15 protein-coding genes are annotated in these 19,973 nt (G+C 49.0%); 9 read left to right on the forward strand and 6 right to left on the reverse strand.

Going from position 1 to position 19,973, the window contains the following annotated elements; all coding sequences use genetic code 11:
• The first annotated feature begins 206 nt into the window (after positions 1–206).
• Positions 207–1,490: a putative acyl-CoA thioester hydrolase gene (locus SK32_RS09150; RefSeq protein WP_048212610.1), complete on the forward strand. Its 1,284-nt coding sequence runs from the start codon at positions 207–209 to the stop codon at positions 1,488–1,490.
• A 47-nt stretch (positions 1,491–1,537) separates the two neighbouring features.
• Here the strand turns inward: SK32_RS09150 and SK32_RS09155 are convergent, their stop codons facing one another.
• Positions 1,538–6,892 carry a hypothetical protein gene (locus tag SK32_RS09155; RefSeq protein ID WP_231591568.1) on the reverse strand — a complete coding sequence of 1,785 codons (5,355 nt, stop codon included), beginning with the start codon at positions 6,890–6,892 and terminating at the stop codon, positions 1,538–1,540.
• 320 nt (positions 6,893–7,212) lie between these two features.
• Positions 7,213–8,208, reverse strand: a complete 996-nt coding sequence (pgl, locus tag SK32_RS09160) for a 6-phosphogluconolactonase (protein ID WP_048212226.1) — start codon at positions 8,206–8,208, stop codon at positions 7,213–7,215.
• A 164-nt stretch (positions 8,209–8,372) separates the two neighbouring features.
• Between pgl and SK32_RS09165 the strand changes: the two genes are divergently transcribed.
• Entirely contained in the window at positions 8,373–9,191 is an 819-nt protein-coding gene (locus SK32_RS09165; RefSeq protein WP_048212227.1) for a pyridoxal phosphatase, read from the forward strand.
• Here SK32_RS09165 and modC read toward each other — a convergent pair whose 3' ends face one another.
• The 4 genes from modC to SK32_RS24580 form a co-directional block, all read right to left on the reverse strand.
• Positions 9,192–10,250 carry a molybdenum ABC transporter ATP-binding protein ModC gene (modC, locus tag SK32_RS09170; RefSeq protein WP_040232493.1) on the reverse strand — a complete coding sequence of 353 codons (1,059 nt, stop codon included), beginning with the start codon at positions 10,248–10,250 and terminating at the stop codon, positions 9,192–9,194.
• 2 nt (positions 10,251–10,252) lie between these two features.
• Complete coding sequence (gene modB, locus SK32_RS09175; RefSeq protein ID WP_005125418.1) at positions 10,253–10,942, reverse strand: molybdate ABC transporter permease subunit; 690 nt, start codon at positions 10,940–10,942, stop codon at positions 10,253–10,255.
• A complete protein-coding gene (modA, locus tag SK32_RS09180; protein WP_048212228.1) occupies positions 10,942–11,715 on the reverse strand; it encodes a molybdate ABC transporter substrate-binding protein in 774 nt (257 codons plus the stop codon). The genes modB and modA overlap by 1 nt, the downstream gene beginning before the upstream one ends.
• A 189-nt stretch (positions 11,716–11,904) precedes the next feature.
• A complete protein-coding gene (locus SK32_RS24580) occupies positions 11,905–12,054 on the reverse strand; it encodes an AcrZ family multidrug efflux pump-associated protein (protein ID WP_003023026.1) in 150 nt (49 codons plus the stop codon).
• Positions 12,055–12,184: 130 nt separating this feature from the next.
• Between SK32_RS24580 and modE the strand changes: the two genes are divergently transcribed.
• The 7 genes from modE (at position 12,185) to gpmA (ending at position 19,963) form a co-directional block, all read left to right on the forward strand.
• Positions 12,185–12,973: a molybdenum-dependent transcriptional regulator gene (gene modE / locus SK32_RS09190; protein ID WP_048212229.1), complete on the forward strand. Its 789-nt coding sequence runs from the start codon at positions 12,185–12,187 to the stop codon at positions 12,971–12,973.
• 66 nt (positions 12,974–13,039) lie between these two features.
• Positions 13,040–14,512 carry a molybdate ABC transporter ATP-binding protein ModF gene (modF, locus tag SK32_RS09195; RefSeq protein ID WP_048212230.1) on the forward strand — a complete coding sequence of 491 codons (1,473 nt, stop codon included), beginning with the start codon at positions 13,040–13,042 and terminating at the stop codon, positions 14,510–14,512.
• Between the two features lie 219 nt (positions 14,513–14,731).
• Positions 14,732–15,748, forward strand: a complete 1,017-nt coding sequence (galE, locus tag SK32_RS09200; RefSeq protein WP_040232497.1) for a UDP-glucose 4-epimerase GalE — start codon at positions 14,732–14,734, stop codon at positions 15,746–15,748.
• A gap of 9 nt (positions 15,749–15,757) precedes the next feature.
• Complete coding sequence (gene galT, locus SK32_RS09205) at positions 15,758–16,804, forward strand: galactose-1-phosphate uridylyltransferase (RefSeq protein ID WP_048212231.1); 1,047 nt, start codon at positions 15,758–15,760, stop codon at positions 16,802–16,804.
• A gap of 3 nt (positions 16,805–16,807) precedes the next feature.
• Positions 16,808–17,956 carry a galactokinase gene (galK, locus tag SK32_RS09210; RefSeq protein ID WP_048212232.1) on the forward strand — a complete coding sequence of 383 codons (1,149 nt, stop codon included), beginning with the start codon at positions 16,808–16,810 and terminating at the stop codon, positions 17,954–17,956.
• Entirely contained in the window at positions 17,950–18,990 is a 1,041-nt protein-coding gene (gene galM / locus SK32_RS09215; RefSeq protein ID WP_048212233.1) for a galactose-1-epimerase, read from the forward strand. The genes galK and galM overlap by 7 nt, the downstream gene beginning before the upstream one ends.
• 220 nt (positions 18,991–19,210) lie before the next feature.
• Entirely contained in the window at positions 19,211–19,963 is a 753-nt protein-coding gene (gpmA, locus tag SK32_RS09220; RefSeq protein WP_003022999.1) for a 2,3-diphosphoglycerate-dependent phosphoglycerate mutase, read from the forward strand.
• Positions 19,964–19,973: the final 10 nt, after the last annotated feature.

Consider the following 19,973-nt stretch of genomic DNA (forward strand, 5'->3'; position numbering starts at 1 on the left):
TAGGTTGTATAGACATTTATTTTGCATCCTGTGGATGTTGTCAACCTGAAGGACCAAAATTGTTATCTAATTGTGATATAAGGACTCTCTACACCCGAGATTGCTGCTATAAAAAACAACTTTTTACCTTTTCACCTTCCCGTTTCGCTCAACTTAGTATAAAAAAGCAGGCTTCAATGGATAACTTTCAAAGCCCGGAGCAACCTGTGAACATTTCATCAGTTTCCCGTCTGGCGCTGGCTATGGCTTTTGGCGTGACGCTGACTGCCTGTAGCTCTACACCGCCCGATCAAATTCCTTCCGATCAGACCGCGCCAGGAACGTCTATGCGCCCGATTCTGTCGGCCAATGAAGCGAAAAATTTCGTTGCTGCGCACTATTTTTCCGCGCTGACGCCAAACACTGCGCCGTGGAGCCCTTCTTCAATTTCTCTGCCTGCACAACCTGACTTCGTCGTTGGCCCGGCAGGCACTCAGGGCGTAACCCATACCAGCATTCAGGCTGCGGTGGATGCGGCAATCATCAAACGTACGAACAAACGTCAGTACATCGCGATTATGCCAGGTGAGTATCAGGGCACGGTCTACATCCCGGCAGCAACGGGAAGCCTGACGCTGTACGGTATGGGCGAAAAACCGCTGGATGTGAAAATTGGCCAGGCTATTGATGGCGAAATGAGCACCGCGGACTGGCGTCATACGGTGAACCCAGGCGGTAAATATATGCCGGGTAAACCTGCGTGGTATATGTATGATAATTGCCAGAACAAGCGCGGCACCAACATCGGCGTGATGTGTTCTGCTGTCGTCTGGTCACAGAATAACGGCCTGCAATTGCAGAACCTGACCATCGAAAATAACCTCGGTGACAGCGTTGATGCGGGTAACCACCCGGCCGTTGCACTGCGTACCGATGGCGATAAAGTGCAGATCAACAAGGTTAACATTCTGGGTCGCCAGAATACGTTTTTCGTGACCAACAGCGGCGTACAAAACCGTCTGGAAAGCGATCGTCAACCGCGTACGCTGGTAACCAACAGCTACATTGAAGGCGATGTGGATATTGTTTCTGGTCGCGGCGCGGTGGTATTCGATAACACCGATTTCCGCGTAGTAAACTCCCGCACCCAGCAGGAAGCGTACGTGTTTGCACCGGCCACCCTGTCCAACATCTACTACGGTTTCCTCGCCACTAATAGCCGCTTTACTGCAGCAGGCGATGGCGTAGCGCAGTTGGGTCGCTCGCTGGATGTCGATTCGAACACTAACGGTCAGGTCGTTATCCGTGACAGCGTGATTAACGAAGGCTTTAACATGGCAAAACCATGGGCTGACAGCGTTATCGCAAAACGCCCGTTTGCCGGGAACACTGGTGCGGAAGATGACAAAGGTGAAATTCAGCGCAACCTGAACGACACCAATTTCAACCGCATGTGGGAATACAACAACCGCGGTATCGGTAGCAAAGTGGTCGCAGAACCGAAGCAGTAACAGCGAAAAGGGATGGCTTACCGCCATCCCTGAACATGCCTATCTACTTATTGCACCAACACTGCCCGGTTGCTGTAAAGGCGGTTGAGTTCTTTTCTGCTGAGTCCGCGTTCTGAAGTCTTGCTATCTGCAGGCTGTGGAGCGACAGCTTTATCAGTTAACGCAACTTCAGGATTAGAAATTTTGACAGTTTTAGGTTCACTCGGCCATTCAGATGGCCTATTATCTAGATAATAATCACCATCCTCCTTGAGAGGTTTTATTACACTCATGACATCTCCAGATTTTATAATTGAAAAAATATCCTTCATTCTTTTTATTTCTTGAATCTTTATATCATTTTTCCCACCATTTTTTAGTGTTGGAGTTCTCATATTGAGAACTGTATTAAAATCGCAATTCCTGTTCAGGAACTCATCCAGTGGAATATGTTCCGGGAGACCTATATCACGAGTTCTTGTCACTGCGAAGCGCGCATAAGACCGATGTTTCAGCGGAGGGAGCGTTATATTTTTTTCTTCAGGTAATGCTCGACTCACTGCCTCAAAAATACTTTCTTTTTTAGCTTTTTTATACTTCTTGGCCACTAGCTGGAATGAGCCATCGCCGTAATCCAGTATGGAAATCTTCTTATGGCCTTTATTACTTACTTTTTTAATATCGTCAAACATTTTTTCTCGTTCTTTCTCCGAGTAACTTTCTGGGACTTCAATGAGGTCTATTTCTTTTTTACATACAGATTTTACAAATTCAATAAGTGCAGAAATCTCAATTTCAGCTTTCACATCCGCTGATGAATGTTGCACAGTATTACGTATGAACGCCTTAAGCGTGGACATAGTATCCCGGTCATCCAGGTCATCCAGGTCATCCAGGGAGGGCTCCTGGCGTTTAATTTTGTCGATATTCTGGCTATTTTCTACTACTTTTTCATTTTTTTGAATATAAGTTTCATTGCTGTTGCTGACAAGCGAACGGGAGGACTCCTGTAGACGGCGGATTTCCCGGCCACTCATCGTTTTGCTAATTACATTATTTTCTTGCAATGATTGAGACGGCTCCAGGGTTCGCTGCGGCAACTCCTGAGAAATATTCTCACTTACCGGTGACAACACTGATTTTACAGAAACTGCCGCTGTGGGTTTATCCGCACCCGTTTGAGGTAGTGAAGCATTATCATCCTGTACAAGAGCATCAATCATATCATCAATATCATCTCTGGGTTTCTCCACATCCGACAGAAAGTCACTTAGCGCGTTATCACCAGATGCGGAAGCGCTACCCGGTAATGAGTCCGAGTACTTTTCTCCAAAATATTGATTAAATTTATTTTCGAAATAAGAGTTAGTTTCAATCATTTTAAAGTCAAAATAGGAGTCATCGTCAGGATTATCACAGTTATATTTGTCATCTTGATAAACTTCTAACAAACCGCTGTTCTTCAATCTAAAATTATTAATTATTTCAACAAATTGATTTTCATTCACCTCCATTTCTTCAAGTATTGAATCATCATATTTATAAAATTTTGATTCAATATTCACCTCACTAATATCATTATTTTTAATAACTTCCTGCGCAATACGACCAGCAGGAACAACAACATCAAGTAATATTCTTGAATTGTTAACATTGGTTTTTACTTTCTCTTGCCACATAAATTTATCTTTAAAACTTGTCGTTTCATTAATAACTGGGTAATTAAATTTATTTCCCACATCAATAGTAACTTCTGCACTATATCTTTTTTTAACAAATAATTCATTTAATGGTAAATCAACTCCATTTTTAAATTTTATAGATGTTAGCCCCTTTGAACGGAAACCTTCAACGTCGGGAGATAATAGCGATTTTATTTGTACGGTTGATTCATCCTTCAATAGATAAGGAGCACCTGAGTCTACCCTGGATGCAACAAATAAAAGATCTGCCATAAAACGAAGAAAAATCCCGCCTTCACTCTTCAACTCAATATAATTTTTTGCAAGAATATTTCTAACTTCATTCTCATTACTTTTGCAAAACTCAGAAATAACTTTGCTTGAAAAGTTATTGCCATTATTTTTATATTCTTCAAAAACACCCGGAAACTCATTGACAATGGTCATTAATCTCGGATCAAGACCTTTAGTCTCACTATTGATAATGGGAATTCTATTACCAGAATTGATACTGGTAATATTCTCCTGACCTGGATTATTTTCATTTTCCGCTATTTGCGGTTTAAAATAGCTTTCGATTTTGCTAGTAGTACTATCTATCAGCTTTTGCTGAGATATACGTCCAACTTGCTCGCGAAAATCATCCAATTCCGATAGCGTCATGCTTCTGATATAATCAAATCTGTTTTCATTTATTAATGCATCAATATGCTCGATAAAACCTTCATGTGAAGAATGGGTTGTTTTTGCCTCCTCTACTTGCTTAAAATGCTCATAAAAATGAGAAGCAGCTAACCCTCTATCATATTTCTTATAACTACAACCTGGGATAGTATAAATCTTACCATTCACCCCCGGAATGTTAAGGTCCCCACTGCCAGATATTGGTTTATATTCTGTTGCAAGTTCATCGAGCTTACCATTGGAGTCATAAAAATATTTAACTTGTACACGTAATTCTTTATCACCCCCATTGTTTTGCATTTCCAACTTAGTAACATACATACCGTTTTCAGTAAACTCAACATCTTTAAATGGGATATTCATTTTTTTAAAAATTGACTTTTGCTCTTTAATTTCTTCAAGCAACTGTTTTTTTTCTGCTCTATCAGAGGTTTTCCAGGCCATTTCCTCAAGAGTATTTACATTTTTTAACGTATATACTTTATTATTAAAGGTGATTTTAAACTCAGGAGTATTCGGCCCCACAGGGACAGTCGATACATTTGATGCAAGGGTTTCATTACCGGAATGTAACTCAACAATCGGTTTATCTTCTGCAGACTTACTGAATTGACTCACTGCAGCTTCAGTTGCCAGTTCAGATTCACTAGCTGGCCCCATTTCCTCTTCGTTTGACAACATATCGATAGAAAAATTTTTCTCAACTTGCTCACTGGTTTGATCTATTACTGCATCGGGTGCCAACGGATCAATAACCGAGCCTTCCGCTACAGACTCACTGGATTGACTCACTGCGGCTTCAGTTGCCTGCGTATCAACAATATGCTCACTCGCTTCAGGCTGACTGGGTTGCCCTACTGTAACGTTAGTTTTTGCATTTTGCGGTAAATCACTAGCCCATTTTAGAAACTCATTAATCCTTTTTGCTTGTTTCTCAGTTGCGCGACATTGTTCTTTAGATTCTTTATTCTGATGATGGCTTAACGCCGTTCCGTTTACAGATGCTAATTTATCGTCATTAAGCGAGTTGATCTCTCTAAGCGCATGAGATGAAAATGTAAAATTAGCACCTTTTATATCGACCATTTTTTCTATTGACGAAAGCAAATACTTCAACTGACTTTCTCTGGTAATTGCCAGATGATGATATTTTCTGGCTAACTCCCTGTTGCCCGATGTATGTTCTTTACTTGAATACGAGGCATACTTATCCCACGCCATAGCAGATTCTTGTTGTAAAAAAAGAACTTTATCTTTCGGCGATAAGTCATGGTAGTATGACCTCACGACAGAGAAGTCTTTTATAGCATCTTTAACTGCAAAAGACTCAATGTGGTTATCCAGCCAGGCAATTTGCTGTCTTGAACTTTCTCGCTCATATTTGTTTTTAAGTTCGTGAAGCCCAGATATCTTGCTATCTCTCAATTCCCTGAGTGTATCAATACCTTTCTGAGAAAACTCATACTCTACATTATTTTTTTTAAGGCACTCTGCAACCATACTCGCCATACTACCGGGTTCTGCTCCGGTGATATTTTTCAACTCTATTTTAAGTGAGATAATTTCTTTACGATATGCTTTATTTTTTAACAGATTCAACTGTCTGGCTAGTTTACCAATCTCTTGTCCGTATTCTAAAGTTTTGGCATCATCATCCGTGATGCCATTATGCTCCAGATGATTGAGTAACTCCTTTTCCTTTCGTTTCAGTTCACTCTTAATTTTTTTAGGGTTTAGCGATGCCAGTTCCTCCAGACTGGAAATAGCACCCTTGATATTTTCCGCTCTCACTCTCGAAGAGACCGTCTTAACATCTTGTATTCCGCTAAAATCATTACTGTTCACCATGTTACCCAGAACTGTTCGATAGTCAGAATTGGCGTAAACAGTATTAATATACAGCTTGAATTTCTCACCATTATAAATCGTCGGAAGATATTTCGCCGCATCAGCTTTAGATATAAACTTGAGACGTCCTTCTTTAACCAAATTCTCAATAACGGCACAACGGAGTTTATCTTTTTCTGTCCAGCCTTCCATGGATTCTGCAGGCCAGTCCGCACACAGTGCATCTATCCCTTTCGCGTAGTGTTTTTTAGCCATAGACCGCGTTAGAGCCTGAGAATCTGCATGGCGTTTACTTTGTTGTAGCGATTCCCAATTTCTACCATTAGAGTTACGGAACATTAAATTGATATTATTCTGCAAATGATACAATTTATCTTTTCCAAAAGACTCCTTAGCATCAGCATCTGTTCCTATACCTATAACCCTGGCAGGAACACCACTGCCAAACTCATGAACAAGAGATTTTACATATTCACTGACTTTATTCTCTTGAAAAGATTTTGATGTATCCATAAGTGTGGGGAAGTGTGTCTGTAACGATTCTTTTCCATATAATACACCGAGAGGAAGTTCATTTTTTTCGTTAAGAATGATATTCTGGTTCTTCTCACGGATAAATAACTTTAAATTCGCAATATTGTTTGATTTGTCAAAAGTGCTATATTCCGCCTCAGGTTCCTGCCAGGCAATTATATTACCCCATGAAATGTTCTTACCGTTATATTGAATTCCTTTAGCACTGATTAATTTATTTCCTGTACTATCGGTGGCACTATCAGCAATGAGTATCATTCTTTCTTTTCTGTCTAACGTTCTGGCAAATGTAGTCCCCCCATCCTTCTCTACCAATGAATATTGGACCAGAGGGTTACCAACATGTTTAGCAGGCACATGTAAGTTAAGGGTTCCCTTGCCATCACCGCTGCCAGAAACAAGGGTCAGGGTTCCCATGACACTAACCTGCGCTTTTAGAGGCACGTTAACAGTGGCCGTAGTTTCACTATTAGGTCGACAATCAGAAATACGTTGAACGGTGTGAAATGTTTCAGCTCTGGAAAGTTTTTGGTCTGATGAATTAGATACAGATTTAATGTTATCCCTAAAGTTGCCTACCGTTTTGTTTCTGTATAATTGTTTCGGAATTGAGTTTTGTGCTTCAGGTACAGTGCTCCATTGGCTTCCGGTATTCAATACATCAATTGTACTCATATTATTCCCCCAGAATATAATCCATTTAACTATCACCACTTTGAATAAATCACAGCAAGCATATATGCAGGATCTATTTCTTCACTCTGTAGAATCTCATATATTTTGAATGGAAAATTTCAAAAAACGCTCCATTTTCCGGAAAATTTTATTACGCAAGAATTCAGTGATGTTTAATGCAGAAAAAAGGAAGAAACGTAAACCGTCAGCAGAAACGCGAGTACGGCTGACTGTAGAAGGGGATCAAACAGGCAGAAACAGCAAAAGTATTCGCAATCAATCTTACAGATAGCGACGCCCGCTGACGGGCGTCGCTGTTGTTAGTACGCGTTAATCACCACCCACATCGGACCTTGCCCTACCGCGTAGCGACCTTTCTCCGTCAACAGGCCTTGTTCGCCTGCAATCTCATACACCGCGATATGGTGCGATTTTTGCCCGGCGGCGATCAGGTATTTCCCACTGTGGTCGATATTAAAACCGCGCGGCTGGGTTTCGGTCGGCTGGAAGCCTTCTTTCGTCAGCACGCTCCCATCTTCTGAGACGCTAAACACCGTAATCAGACTGGCGGTACGGTCACAGGCATACAGATGACGACCATCTGGCGTAATATGGATATCTGCCGCCCAGCGGGTATCAGAGAAATCAGCAGGCATCATATCCAGCGTCTGCACACACTCAATTTTGCCATACGGATCTTTCAGTTCCCAGACGTCAACGGAGCTGTTCAACTCATTCACGCAGTAGGCATATTGCTGATTCGGATGGAATGCCATATGGCGCGGGCCTGCGCCTTCAACGGTAGTCACTTCCGCCGGCTCCTGCGCGACCAGATGACCATCATCGCTTACGTCAAACAGGCAGATACGATCCTGTTTCAACGCCGGAACCCATAGGGTACGGTTATCCGGTGAGATGTTGGCCGAGTGGCAGCCGTCCAGACCTTCAACCACGTCTACCAGCTCTACCGGCAGACCATCATCCAGACGGGTAACGCTCACGCTGCCCGCGTTATAAGAGCCAACAAACACAAAACGCCCCTGATGATCGGTAGAAATATGCGTCGGGCTCCCCGGCAGCGCAGACTCTGCCGCGAAAGTCAGCGCACCGTCATCAGGCGCAATACGGTAAGCCAGCACGCGAAACTCCGGGCGCACGCCAACATAGAGGTAGCGCTTATCCGGGCTGACGACCATCGGCTGTACCTGACCCGGCACATCAACCACCTGCGTCAGCGTCAGAGACCCCTCGTGATTCAGGCTCCAGACGTGAATTTGCTGACTCTCAGGGCTGGCGGTATAAACGGTTTGCTTCATGAAAACTCCTTTGCTTTTGGCAGGTGGCTGCAATTGCCTGACACACGCCTAAGGTAGACGCTTTTAACGGTGAATGCTTAATTAAGGCTCAGAATTTTGTCCGGCTCCCGTCTCGGTGTACCATTCCAGCAGACAAAATTCTCAACCTTAATCTGGAAAAACCTATGACCGCACGCGTGATTGCCCTGGATTTAGACGGTACCCTGTTGACCCCGAAGAAAACCTTGCTGCCCTCCTCTCTCGAAGCGCTCGCGCGCGCCAGAGAAGCAGGCTACCAACTTATCATTGTCACGGGTCGCCATCACGTTGCTATTCATCCTTTTTATCAGGCACTGGCGCTGGATACACCTGCAATTTGCTGCAACGGTACCTACTTGTATGATTATCAGGCGAAAAAGGTGCTGGAATCCGATCCCCTCCCGGTTAACCAGGCGTTGCAACTGATCGATATGCTGAATGAACATCAGATCCACGGGCTGATGTATGTGGATGAAGCCATGCTGTATGAGCGCCCAACCGGGCATGTGGTGCGTACCGCTAACTGGGCGCAAACCCTGCCGCCGGAACAGCGCCCGACCTTCACCCAGGTACCTTCACTGGCGCAGGCGGCGCATGACGTCAACGCCGTGTGGAAATTTGCCCTGACTGACGAAGATATTCCAAAGCTGCAGCAGTTTGGTAAACATGTTGAACAGCAACTGGGGCTGGAGTGTGAGTGGTCCTGGCATGATCAGGTTGACGTGGCCCGTAAAGGCAACAGCAAAGGACGACGCCTTGCCCAGTGGATTGAAGCCCAGGGCGGATCAATGGAAAACGTGATCGCCTTTGGTGATAACTTCAACGATATCAGTATGCTGAAAGCCGCAGGTACCGGCGTAGCGATGGGCAATGCCGATGATGCGGTCAAAGCCCGCGCCAACATCGTGATTGGTGACAACACCACCGACAGCATCGCGAAATTTATCTACTCGCACCTGCTGTAATCAGGCGGTAATCGACACGCTCTTAATTTGGGCGTACAGCCACAGGCCAGGCTTGATACCCAGTTCATCCCTGGCCCATGGGCTAATTCTCGCCCACAGCGTTTTCCCGCCGACCTCAAGCTGTACTTCCACCTGACCGTTATCGTCATAGCACTGCGCGACTTTCGCCCGCAGCACGTTACGAATACTGGTCTGCTGCGGCGGTTGGAGCACCAGTGAAACATCTGATGCCTGAATACGAATACGCAGCGCGGTTTGCAGTGGTTGATCCAGCTTATTGACCCACAGATGCTGATCGCCGAGCGCCAGCGCGGTCATCGCATAGTGTGGATGATGTTCCAGTACGCTGACTTTCAGAATGCTGCTTTGCTGTTCCTTCGGCAGCCAGGGGTGCATCACGCTGCTGCCCCAGACGTCCTCCAGCGAACCAAACGCTTTCACCTGCCCGTTTTCCAGCACCATCACTTTGTCCGCCAGGTGCAAAATTTCATCGAGCGAGTGACTGACATACAGCATCGGAATATTAATTTCACGCGCCAGGCGTTGCAGGTAAGGCAGCAGTTCGCGCTTACGCGGAATGTCCAGCGAGGCGAGCGGCTCATCAAGCAACAGCAATTCCGGTGCAGTAAGCAGCGCCCGACCGATGGCGACACGTTGTTTTTCACCACCAGAAAGGCCGCCGGGTAGACGGTCGAGCAAAGGCTCAATACCCAACAACGCCACCAGCTTATCAAACTGTCCGGCCATGCTTTTCGCCATACCGTAACGCAGATTGCCGCGTACTTTATAATGCGGGAACAGACGCGCATCCTGAAAAACATAGCCCACCCGGCGTTTTTCAGGCGTCAGGCAGATACCGTTTTCAACGTCATTCAGTACCCGACCGTTGAGCACAATGCGCCCGGACTGTGGTTGGGTCAGACCACTGATAGCATTAATCAGCGACGTTTTGCCCGCGCCAGAGACACCAAAAATAGCGGTAATACCGCTGGCTGGCAGCGTTTCGTTGAGCGTCAGGCAGTGGGTTCCCAGCGTCTGGGAGAAATTAAGTTCCAGCATGATTATCGCCCCGTCCGCTCACGGCTAATTCGCGCCAGCCACTCAGAAATGAGCAGCGAAATCAGCGCCAGCACGATAGAAATAATGCATAACCTTGCCGCCGCGCTTTCGCCACCAGGCGTCTGGATGAGGGTGTACATCGCCGAAGGAATGGTGCGCGTTTCGCCTGGGATATTAGAAACAAAAGTAATGGTTGCGCCGAATTCCCCGAGTGAACGCGCGAACGCCAGCACCGTACCGACAATAATACCGGGCAGCATCAGCGGTAAGGTAATGGTCATGAATACGCGCCAACGCCCGGCTCCCAGCGTGCGGGCCGCCTGCTCCAGCTTGACGTCAACACCTTCCAGCGCCAGACGAATAGCCCGCACCATAAGAGGAAAAGACATCACCGCCGCGGCCAGTACCGCACCGCGCCAGCTAAAGGCAAAGGTGATGCCAAACCAGTCATACAGCCATTCGCCAATGAATCCGCGCCGCCCCATAGCCACTAGCAACAGGTACCCCACCACAACCGGTGGCAGTACCAGCGGCAAGTGCAGTACGCTGTCGAGCAACGCTTTGCCCGGGAACTTACAGCGTACCAGTAGCCAGGCAAAGAAGATCCCAAACGGCAGGCTAAACAACACGGCCAGGGAAGAAACTTTCAGGCTCAGTAAGACGGCCTGCCATTCAGGATCGGTCAGTATCATTACTTGGTCGTAAATCCATAACGTTTGAAGATTTCAGAAGCCTGCGGTCCTTTCAGGTAATCATAGAACGCGCTGACCGTTGCGTTGGAGTGGCCATCAACAACCGCGATAGGGTATTCCACTTTTTTATGTGAGTCTTCCGGGAAGGTCGCCACAACTTTTACGCCTTTGCTGGCGACGGCATCAGAACCATAGACAATGCCCAGCGGGGCTTCGTTGCGTTCAACCAGCGCCAATGCGCCACGAACATCTTCAGCCGGAGCCAGTTTCGGTGCCAGGGTATCCCATGCTCCCAGTTTTTGCAGCGCCTCTTTGGCATAAATGCCCGCCGGAACATGCTCCGGATCGCCAACGGCCAGACGTCCACCGTTCAACAAACTGGTCCAGTTGGTTTTGCTGTCGATAGTGAAGTCTTTCTGTGCACTGGCTTTCGGCGCGACAACGACCAGGCTGTTACCGAGCAGCGTTTTGCGCGTTGCGGTATCGATAGACTTTTTGTCTACCGCGTAATCCATCCACTTCTGATCGGCAGAAATAAACAGATCGGCCGGTGCGCCTGCTTCAATCTGGCGCGCCAGCGTGGAAGAAGAAGCAAAAGAAGAAACGACATCAACGTTCTTCTCTTTTTTATATTCTGCGGCAATATCCTGCATCGCGTTCGTTAACGACGCCGCTGCAAACACTGTGATTTTACCTTCATCCGCCAGTGCATGTCCGGCAACAGAAAGAGAAAGTGTTGCCCCTGCAAACAAGCGTAACCATGTACGTGCCATCTGTAACTCCTTTGAGTTTCGTTATGTAGGCGCAAATATAACGAGTAAATCAGGATTTTCCCAGCGGTTATTACTACCAATTAGAGGTTACACAAAGAAAATATCGGCAGGGAAAGCAGGATCTTGAGGAACTAACGCAGTTGGATAATGAGCAATAAAAAACGCCCGGCTAAGCGGGCGTTCGGGGAATCAATGGTTCTGTCTGGATTGGTCTTTCTGACCGATACCGGAAAAAATGTTGAACACTTCACCCAGTCCGTAAATCAGTCCCAGAATGATGGCCATTACCACAGGTACCATGATTACGGCGAATACCAGACTTTTCAATAACTCTAACATGGTCAACTCCAGATATAGTCCTTAGTTGTATTCTAACCACATAACACAGAAAAGCACTCCCCTTTTGTGCGGTCGACTTTGCTCAGGCGCGGTTTTCCGTCACAATACCCTTTTTTGCCAGGAGCTTGTTATGCAGGCCGAAATCCTACTTACACTGAAACTTCAGCAAAAACTGTTTGCCGATCCCCGCCGCATTTCTCTGCTTAAGCACATTGCGCTTTCCGGCTCCATCAGTCAGGGCGCGAAGGATGCAGGTATCAGTTATAAAAGCGCCTGGGACGCGATTAACGAAATGAACCAGCTTAGTGAGCAGACGCTGGTAGAGCGCGCCACCGGAGGCAAAGGCGGCGGCGGTGCAGTGTTAACCCGCTACGGCCAGCGCCTGATTCAGTTGTACGACCTGCTGGCGCAAATTCAGCAAAAAGCCTTCGATGTCCTCAGCGAGGACGATGCGGTTCCACTTAATAGTCTGCTGGCGGCCATCTCTCGTTTTTCACTGCAAACCAGCGCTCGTAACCAGTGGTTTGGCACAATAACCGCGCGCGACCACGACCAGGTTCAGCAGCATGTTGACGTCCTGCTGGCTGATGGCGCAACCCGGCTGAAAGTCGCGATTACCGCGCAGAGCGGTGAACGTCTGGGGCTTGATGAAGGCAAGGAAGTCTTGATCCTGTTGAAAGCGCCGTGGGTCGGAATTACCCAGGATGACGCTATCGCTCAGGCCGCCGATAACCAATTGCAAGGCACCATCAGCCATATCGAACGCGGCGCGGAACAGTGCGAAGTATTGATGACGCTACCAGATGGTCAGACGCTGTGTGCGACCATTCCGACAGAAAATACCGCGACGCTGCACGAAGGCGCGAATGTCACGGCCTATTTCAACGCGGACAGAGTGATTATCGCAACGCTGTGCTGAGTGATTGACATCGGCCTGAAGAACACGTATCCCTGTTATTAATCGCTGCAAAAAATGGGATACAAAATGTCATCGTTGCAAATTTCGCAAGGCATGTTTCGTCTGAGTGATACCAAAACGCTTCAGTTGAATTCGTTGACGTTAAACGCGGGTGATAGCTGGGCGTTTGTGGGGTCTAACGGCAGCGGAAAATCCGCACTGGCGCGTGCGCTCGCCGGAGAATTACCGTTACTAAAAGGCGAACGCCACAGCCAGTTCACGCGTATAACCCGTCTCTCCTTTGAGCAACTACAAAAGCTGGTCAGCGACGAATGGCAGCGTAACAACACCGATCTTCTGAGCCCAGGCGAAGACGATACCGGGCGTACTACTGCGGAAATTATTCAGGATGAGGTCAGCGATCCTGCTCGCTGTGCCGCCCTGGCACAGCAGTTTGGTATTACCTCACTGCTCAGCAGACGTTTCAAATACCTTTCCACCGGCGAAACGCGGAAAACTCTGCTCTGTCAGGCACTGATGTCTGAACCCGATTTGCTGATCCTTGATGAACCGTTTGACGGACTGGATGTGGCTTCACGTTGCCAGTTGGCAGAGCTGCTCGCAGCGTTACATCAGGCCGGTTTTACGTTAGTGCTGGTGTTAAACCGCTTCGATGAAATTCCCGAGTTCGTGCAGTTTGCCGGCGTGCTGGCCGATTGCACATTGACAGAAACTGGTGAAAAAACGGGTCTTCTGCAACAAGCGTTAATCGCCCAACTTGCCCATAGTGAACGACTTGATGGTATTACCCTGCCCGAACCGGATGAGCCTTCCGTACGTCGCATATTGTCTGAGAACGAACCGCGGATTATGCTCAACGACGGGGTCGTTTCCTATAATGATCGCCCGATTCTTCATCATCTGAGCTGGCGGGTAAACCCAGGGGAACACTGGCAGATTGTCGGTCCAAACGGTGCGGGAAAATCAACGCTGCTCAGTTTAATCACCGGCGATCATCCGCAGGGCTATAGTAATGATTTGACGCTGTTTGGCCGTCGTCGGGGTAGCGGTGAAACTATCTGGGATATCAAAAAACACATCGGTTACGTCAGCAGCAGCCTGCATCTGGATTACCGGGTAAGCACTACGGTGCGCAACGTCATTCTCTCAGGCTACTTCGATTCCATCGGTATTTATCAGGCCGTATCAGACAGACAACACAAGCTGGTACAACAGTGGCTGGATATTCTGGGAATGGATAAACGCACTGCAGACGCCCCTTTCCACAGCCTTTCCTGGGGACAACAGCGGCTGGCGCTGATTGTGCGCGCGCTGGTTAAACACCCTACGCTATTGATCCTTGATGAACCCTTGCAAGGCCTGGACCCGCTAAACCGCCAATTGATCCGCCGCTTCGTTGATGTTCTGATCGGTGAAGGTGAAACCCAACTGCTGTTTGTTTCCCACCATGCTGAAGATGCACCCGCCTGCATTACCCACCGACTGGAGTTTGTGCCCGAAGGCGATATCTACGCCTATCAACAAACATCACTGCGTTAATTTTCATGCCTGGGCGCGCTAATGCGCCCTTTTTTAAGCCTGATTTTTCAGATAAAAGCTGCAATCATTGAATAACACAATGATTTAAAATCAAAAAATGCAATTCAGACGTTGAGAATCGGCATGTGTAAACGATTCCACTAATTTATTCCATGTCACACTTTTCACAACTTTGTTATGCTATCTTCATTACATGATATAGGCATAACGGAGCGAATTATGAGAGTATTGGTTACAGGTGGTAGCGGTTACATTGGAAGCCACACTTGTGTGCAGTTGCTTAAGAATGGCCACGACGTCGTGATCCTTGATAACCTCTGCAACAGTAAGCGCAGCGTACTGCCCGTTATTGAGCGTTTAGGTGGAAAACATCCGACCTTCGTCGAAGGTGATATCCGTAACGAAGCGCTGATCACCGAAATCCTGCACGATCATGCCATCGATACGGTCATCCACTTTGCCGGTCTGAAGGCCGTCGGCGAATCCGTTGCTAAACCGCTGGAGTACTATGACAACAACGTCAACGGCACTCTGCGTCTGGTCAATGCGATGCGCGCCGCGAACGTGAAAAACTTCATATTCAGCTCCTCCGCCACAGTCTATGGCGATCAGCCGCAAATTCCTTACGTTGAAAGCTTCCCGACCGGTACACCACAAAGTCCGTACGGCAAAAGTAAGCTGATGGTGGAACAGATCCTGACCGATCTGCAAAAAGCACAACCTGAGTGGAGCATCGCGTTGTTACGCTATTTCAATCCGGTTGGCGCACATCCGTCAGGAGACATGGGCGAAGACCCGCAAGGCATCCCTAACAATCTGATGCCTTACATCGCGCAGGTTGCCGTGGGCCGCCGTGAGTCTCTGGCCATATTTGGTAATGACTACCCGACCGAAGACGGTACCGGCGTTCGAGATTACATCCACGTGATGGATCTTGCCGACGGTCACGTTGTCGCAATGGAAAAACTGGCGGGCAAACAGGGTGTGCATATTTACAACCTTGGCGCTGGCGTTGGTAGTAGTGTACTGGATGTGGTCAACGCCTTCAGCAAAGCCTGCGGTAAGCCAGTGAACTACCATTTTGCTCCGCGCCGCGACGGCGATCTGCCTGCCTACTGGGCCGATGCCAGCAAAGCAGACCGCGAACTTAACTGGCGCGTGACGCGTACACTGGATGAAATGGCACAAGATACCTGGCACTGGCAATCACGCCATCCACAGGGATATTCGGATTAAGGACCAATCATGACGCAATTCAATCCTGTCGATCATCCACATCGCCGTTTTAACCCGCTCACCGGGCAGTGGATCCTCGTTTCACCGCATCGCGCCAAACGCCCCTGGCAGGGGGCGCAGGAAACTCCGTCTAAGCAGGTACTGCCCGCGCATGATCCGGACTGCTTCCTGTGCGCGGGCAATACGCGCGTTACCGGTGACAAAAACCCGGATTACACCGGGACCTATGTCTTCACTAATGACTTTGCCGCGCTGATGTCTGATACCCCGGACGCGCCGGACAGTCACGATCCGTTGATGCGTTGCCAGAGCGCACGCGGTACCAGCCGCGTGATCTGCTTCTCGCCCGATCACAGTAAAACGCTGCCAGAGCTCAGCGTCCCTGCGCTAACAGAAATTGTACAGACGTGGCAGGAACAAACCGCAGAGTTAGGCAAAACCTATCCCTGGGTGCAGGTATTTGAGAATAAAGGCGCGGCGATGGGCTGCTCGAACCCGCACCCCCACGGACAAATTTGGGCCAACAGTTTCCTGCCCAACGAAGCCGAACGTGAAGATCGCCTACAGAAAGCGTACTTCACTGAACAGGGCACGCCAATGCTCGTTGATTACGTCCAGCGCGAACTGGCGGACGGCAGCCGTACGGTCGTAGAAACCGAGCACTGGCTGGCGGTTGTCCCTTACTGGGCTGCATGGCCGTTCGAAACGCTGCTGCTGCCGAAAGCGCATGTCCTGCGTATTACTGATTTGACCGACGAACAGCGTGCTGACCTGGCGCTGGCGTTGAAAAAACTGACCAGTCGTTATGACAACCTGTTCCAGTGCTCTTTCCCCTACTCTATGGGCTGGCACGGCGCGCCGTTTAACGGCGAAGAGAATGGTCACTGGCAGTTGCACGCACACTTTTACCCGCCGCTGCTGCGTTCCGCGACCGTACGTAAGTTTATGGTTGGTTACGAAATGCTGGCTGAAACCCAGCGCGACCTGACGGCAGAGCAAGCGGCTGAGCGACTGCGTGCGGTCAGCGACATCCATTTTCGCGAATCCGGAGTTTAAATAATGAGTCTGAAAGAAAAAACACAATCTCTGTTTGCAGAAACGTTTGGCTACCCTGCCACCCATACTATTCAGGCTCCGGGTCGCGTAAACCTGATAGGCGAACACACCGATTATAACGACGGCTTCGTTCTGCCCTGCGCCATCGACTATCAAACCGTCATCAGTTGTGCGCCGCGCGACGATAGAAAAGTTCGCGTGATCGCCGCTGATTACGACAATCAGATTGATGAGTTCTCCCTCGATGCGCCGATTATCGCCCACGATAGCCAGCAATGGTCGAACTACGTGCTTGGCGTGGTGAAGCATCTACAAAAACGCAGTAATGCCTTTGGCGGCGCGGATCTGGTGATCAGCGGTAATGTCCCGCAAGGCGCGGGCTTAAGCTCTTCCGCCTCGCTGGAAGTGGCTGTGGGCACCGTGTTCCAGCAGCTCTATCACCTGCCGCTCGACGGCGCGCAGATCGCCCTGAACGGCCAGGAAGCGGAAAACCAGTTTGTCGGCTGTAACTGCGGCATTATGGACCAGCTCATCTCCGCGCTGGGCAAGAAAGATCATGCGCTGCTGATCGACTGCCGTACGCTGGGCACCAAAGCCGTTTCCATGCCGGAAGGTGTGGCGGTGGTGATCATCAACAGTAACTTTAAACGTACGCTGGTTGGCAGTGAGTACAACACCCGTCGCGAACAGTGTGAAACCGGCGCGCGTTTCTTCCAGCAGCCAGCGCTGCGTGATGTCAGCCTTGAAGCGTTTAACGCCGTCGCCCACGAGCTGGATCCGATTGTCGCCAAACGCGTTCGCCACGTGATCACGGAAAATGCGCGTACCGTTGAAGCTGCGCAGGCGCTGGAAAAAGGCGACCTGCTGCGTATGGGCCAATTGATGGCGGAATCTCACGCTTCAATGCGCGATGACTTTGAAATTACCGTGCCGCAAATTGATACGCTGGTAGAGATTGTCAAAGCGACCATCGGCGATAAAGGCGGTGTACGCATGACCGGTGGCGGCTTCGGCGGCTGCATCGTGGCGCTGATCCCACAAGATTTGGTGCCTGCCGTGAAGCAGGCTGTCGCCGGGCAGTACGAAGCAAAAACCGGTATCAAAGAAACATTCTACGTCTGCAAACCCTCACAAGGAGCCGGACAATGTTAAACGAAATCCCCGTGCAGGCTCCGGACGGTCAGCCGTTTCGCCTGCTCACCCTGCGCAATGACGCAGGGATGGTGGTCACGCTGATGGACTGGGGCGCAACCCTGCTGTCTGCCCGTATTCCGCTCAGCGATGGTAGCGTGCGCGAAGCATTACTCGGTTGCGCCAGCCCGGAACAATACCCACAACAGGCCGCATTTTTGGGGGCCTCGATTGGCCGCTACGCTAACCGTATCGCCAACAGCCGCTATACTTTTGCCGGCGAAACCGTTGAATTAATACCAAGCCAGGGCGACAACCAGCTGCACGGCGGGCCGGACGGTTTCGACAAACGTCGCTGGCAGATAGTCAATCAGAATGACCGTCAGGTGCTGTTCGCCTTAACGTCTGACGATGGCGATCAGGGCTTTCCGGGTCACCTCTGCGCCACCGCGCAATATCGCCTGACCGATGATAACCGTATTTCGATTACCTACCGTGCGACAGTGGATAAACCCTGTCCGGTGAATCTGACGAATCACGTTTATTTCAACCTCGACGGCGACAAAACGGATGTCCGCCAGCACAAGCTGCAGATTCTGGCCGATACGTACCTGCCGGTTGATGAAATGGGTATCCCGCATGACGGACTGAAACCCGTGGCGGGCACCTCGTTCGATTTCCGTGCACCTAAACGCATCGACAGCGAGTTTCTGACCGATGACGATCAGCGCAAGGTGAAAGGTTACGATCACGCTTTCTTGTTACAGACGCAAGGCGATGCCCGCAAACCGGTCGCCATGGTCTGGTCCCAGGATGAAAAACTGCAAATGGAGGTCTACACCTCTGCCCCGGCATTGCAGTTCTATTCCGGTAACTTCCTCGGTGGTACGCCATCCCGTGGGCCTGACGCCTACGAAGACTGGCAAGGACTGGCGCTGGAAAGTGAGTTTCTGCCTGACAGCCCAAATCATCCGGAATGGCCGCAGCCAGACTGCTTCCTGCGACCGGGCGAAGAATACGCCAGCGTGACGGAATACCGGTTTATTCCTGCCTGATAGTTAACCGTGACGAGTCGATACCCGGCTCGTCATTTATCCCCACGCGAGATCCGCTCAAAACCACACCACTCAAAGACAAAATCGCAACCTTGAGTTCACAAGAACCTTACACTGTGCCGCTATTTTCGCTATGGTTATGCGTAAGCATTGCCGCTGACACTTTACGGCAATATAATGAGAATTATTATCATTCAATATGATTTATAGGAGTGAGTGTATGGCTGTAACTAAGCTGGTTCTGGTACGTCATGGTGAAAGTCAGTGGAACAACGAAAACCGCTTTACCGGTTGGTATGATGTTGACCTGTCTGAAAAAGGCGTGGGCGAAGCAAAAGCGGCAGGTAAACTGCTGAAAGAGGAAGGCTACAGCTTCGATTTTGCTTATACCTCTGTACTGAAACGTGCCATCCACACCCTGTGGAATGTCCTGGACGAACTGGATCAGGCCTGGCTGCCGGTTGAGAAATCCTGGAAACTGAACGAACGTCATTACGGCGCACTGCAGGGGTTGAACAAAGCCGAAACTGCTGAAAAATACGGTGACGAGCAGGTTAAGCAATGGCGTCGTGGCTTTGCGGTCACCCCACCGGAACTGACTAAAGATGACGAGCGCTATCCGGGTCACGATCCGCGTTATGCCAAACTGACCGACAAAGAACTTCCGGTCACCGAAAGCCTGGCACTGACTATCGATCGCGTTATCCCTTACTGGAATGAAACCATTCTGCCGCGCATGAAAAGCGGTGAGCGCGTCATTATTGCCGCTCACGGTAACTCCCTGCGTGCGCTGGTGAAATACCTGGATAACATGGGCGAAGATGAGATCCTCGAACTGAACATCCCGACCGGTGTACCGCTGGTGTATGAGTTCGACGAAAACTTCAAGCCGATCAAACATTACTATCTGGGTAACGCTGACGAGATCGCAGCAAAAGCTGCAGCGGTAGCCAACCAGGGTAAAGCGAAGTAATTTCATCAGG

The organism is Citrobacter sp. MGH100, from assembly GCF_001034465.1.
Classification (GTDB): Bacteria; Pseudomonadota; Gammaproteobacteria; order Enterobacterales; family Enterobacteriaceae; genus Citrobacter; species Citrobacter youngae.

What these genes read in the sequence shown, in the direction of transcription:
- SK32_RS09155 (WP_231591568.1), bottom strand. Translation starts at nt 6,892, where the DNA reads ATGAGTACAATTGATGTATTGAATACCGGAAGCCAATGGAGCACTGTA.
- pgl (WP_048212226.1), bottom strand. Translation starts at nt 8,208, where the DNA reads ATGAAGCAAACCGTTTATACCGCCAGCCCTGAGAGTCAGCAAATTCAC.
- SK32_RS09165 (WP_048212227.1), top strand. Translation starts at nt 8,373, where the DNA reads ATGACCGCACGCGTGATTGCCCTGGATTTAGACGGTACCCTGTTGACC.
- modC (WP_040232493.1), bottom strand. Translation starts at nt 10,250, where the DNA reads ATGCTGGAACTTAATTTCTCCCAGACGCTGGGAACCCACTGCCTGACG.
- modB (WP_005125418.1), bottom strand. Translation starts at nt 10,942, where the DNA reads ATGATACTGACCGATCCTGAATGGCAGGCCGTCTTACTGAGCCTGAAA.
- modA (WP_048212228.1), bottom strand. Translation starts at nt 11,715, where the DNA reads ATGGCACGTACATGGTTACGCTTGTTTGCAGGGGCAACACTTTCTCTT.
- SK32_RS24580 (WP_003023026.1), bottom strand. Translation starts at nt 12,054, where the DNA reads ATGTTAGAGTTATTGAAAAGTCTGGTATTCGCCGTAATCATGGTACCT.
- modE (WP_048212229.1), top strand. Translation starts at nt 12,185, where the DNA reads ATGCAGGCCGAAATCCTACTTACACTGAAACTTCAGCAAAAACTGTTT.
- modF (WP_048212230.1), top strand. Translation starts at nt 13,040, where the DNA reads ATGTCATCGTTGCAAATTTCGCAAGGCATGTTTCGTCTGAGTGATACC.
- galE (WP_040232497.1), top strand. Translation starts at nt 14,732, where the DNA reads ATGAGAGTATTGGTTACAGGTGGTAGCGGTTACATTGGAAGCCACACT.
- galT (WP_048212231.1), top strand. Translation starts at nt 15,758, where the DNA reads ATGACGCAATTCAATCCTGTCGATCATCCACATCGCCGTTTTAACCCG.
- galK (WP_048212232.1), top strand. Translation starts at nt 16,808, where the DNA reads ATGAGTCTGAAAGAAAAAACACAATCTCTGTTTGCAGAAACGTTTGGC.
- galM (WP_048212233.1), top strand. Translation starts at nt 17,950, where the DNA reads ATGTTAAACGAAATCCCCGTGCAGGCTCCGGACGGTCAGCCGTTTCGC.
- gpmA (WP_003022999.1), top strand. Translation starts at nt 19,211, where the DNA reads ATGGCTGTAACTAAGCTGGTTCTGGTACGTCATGGTGAAAGTCAGTGG.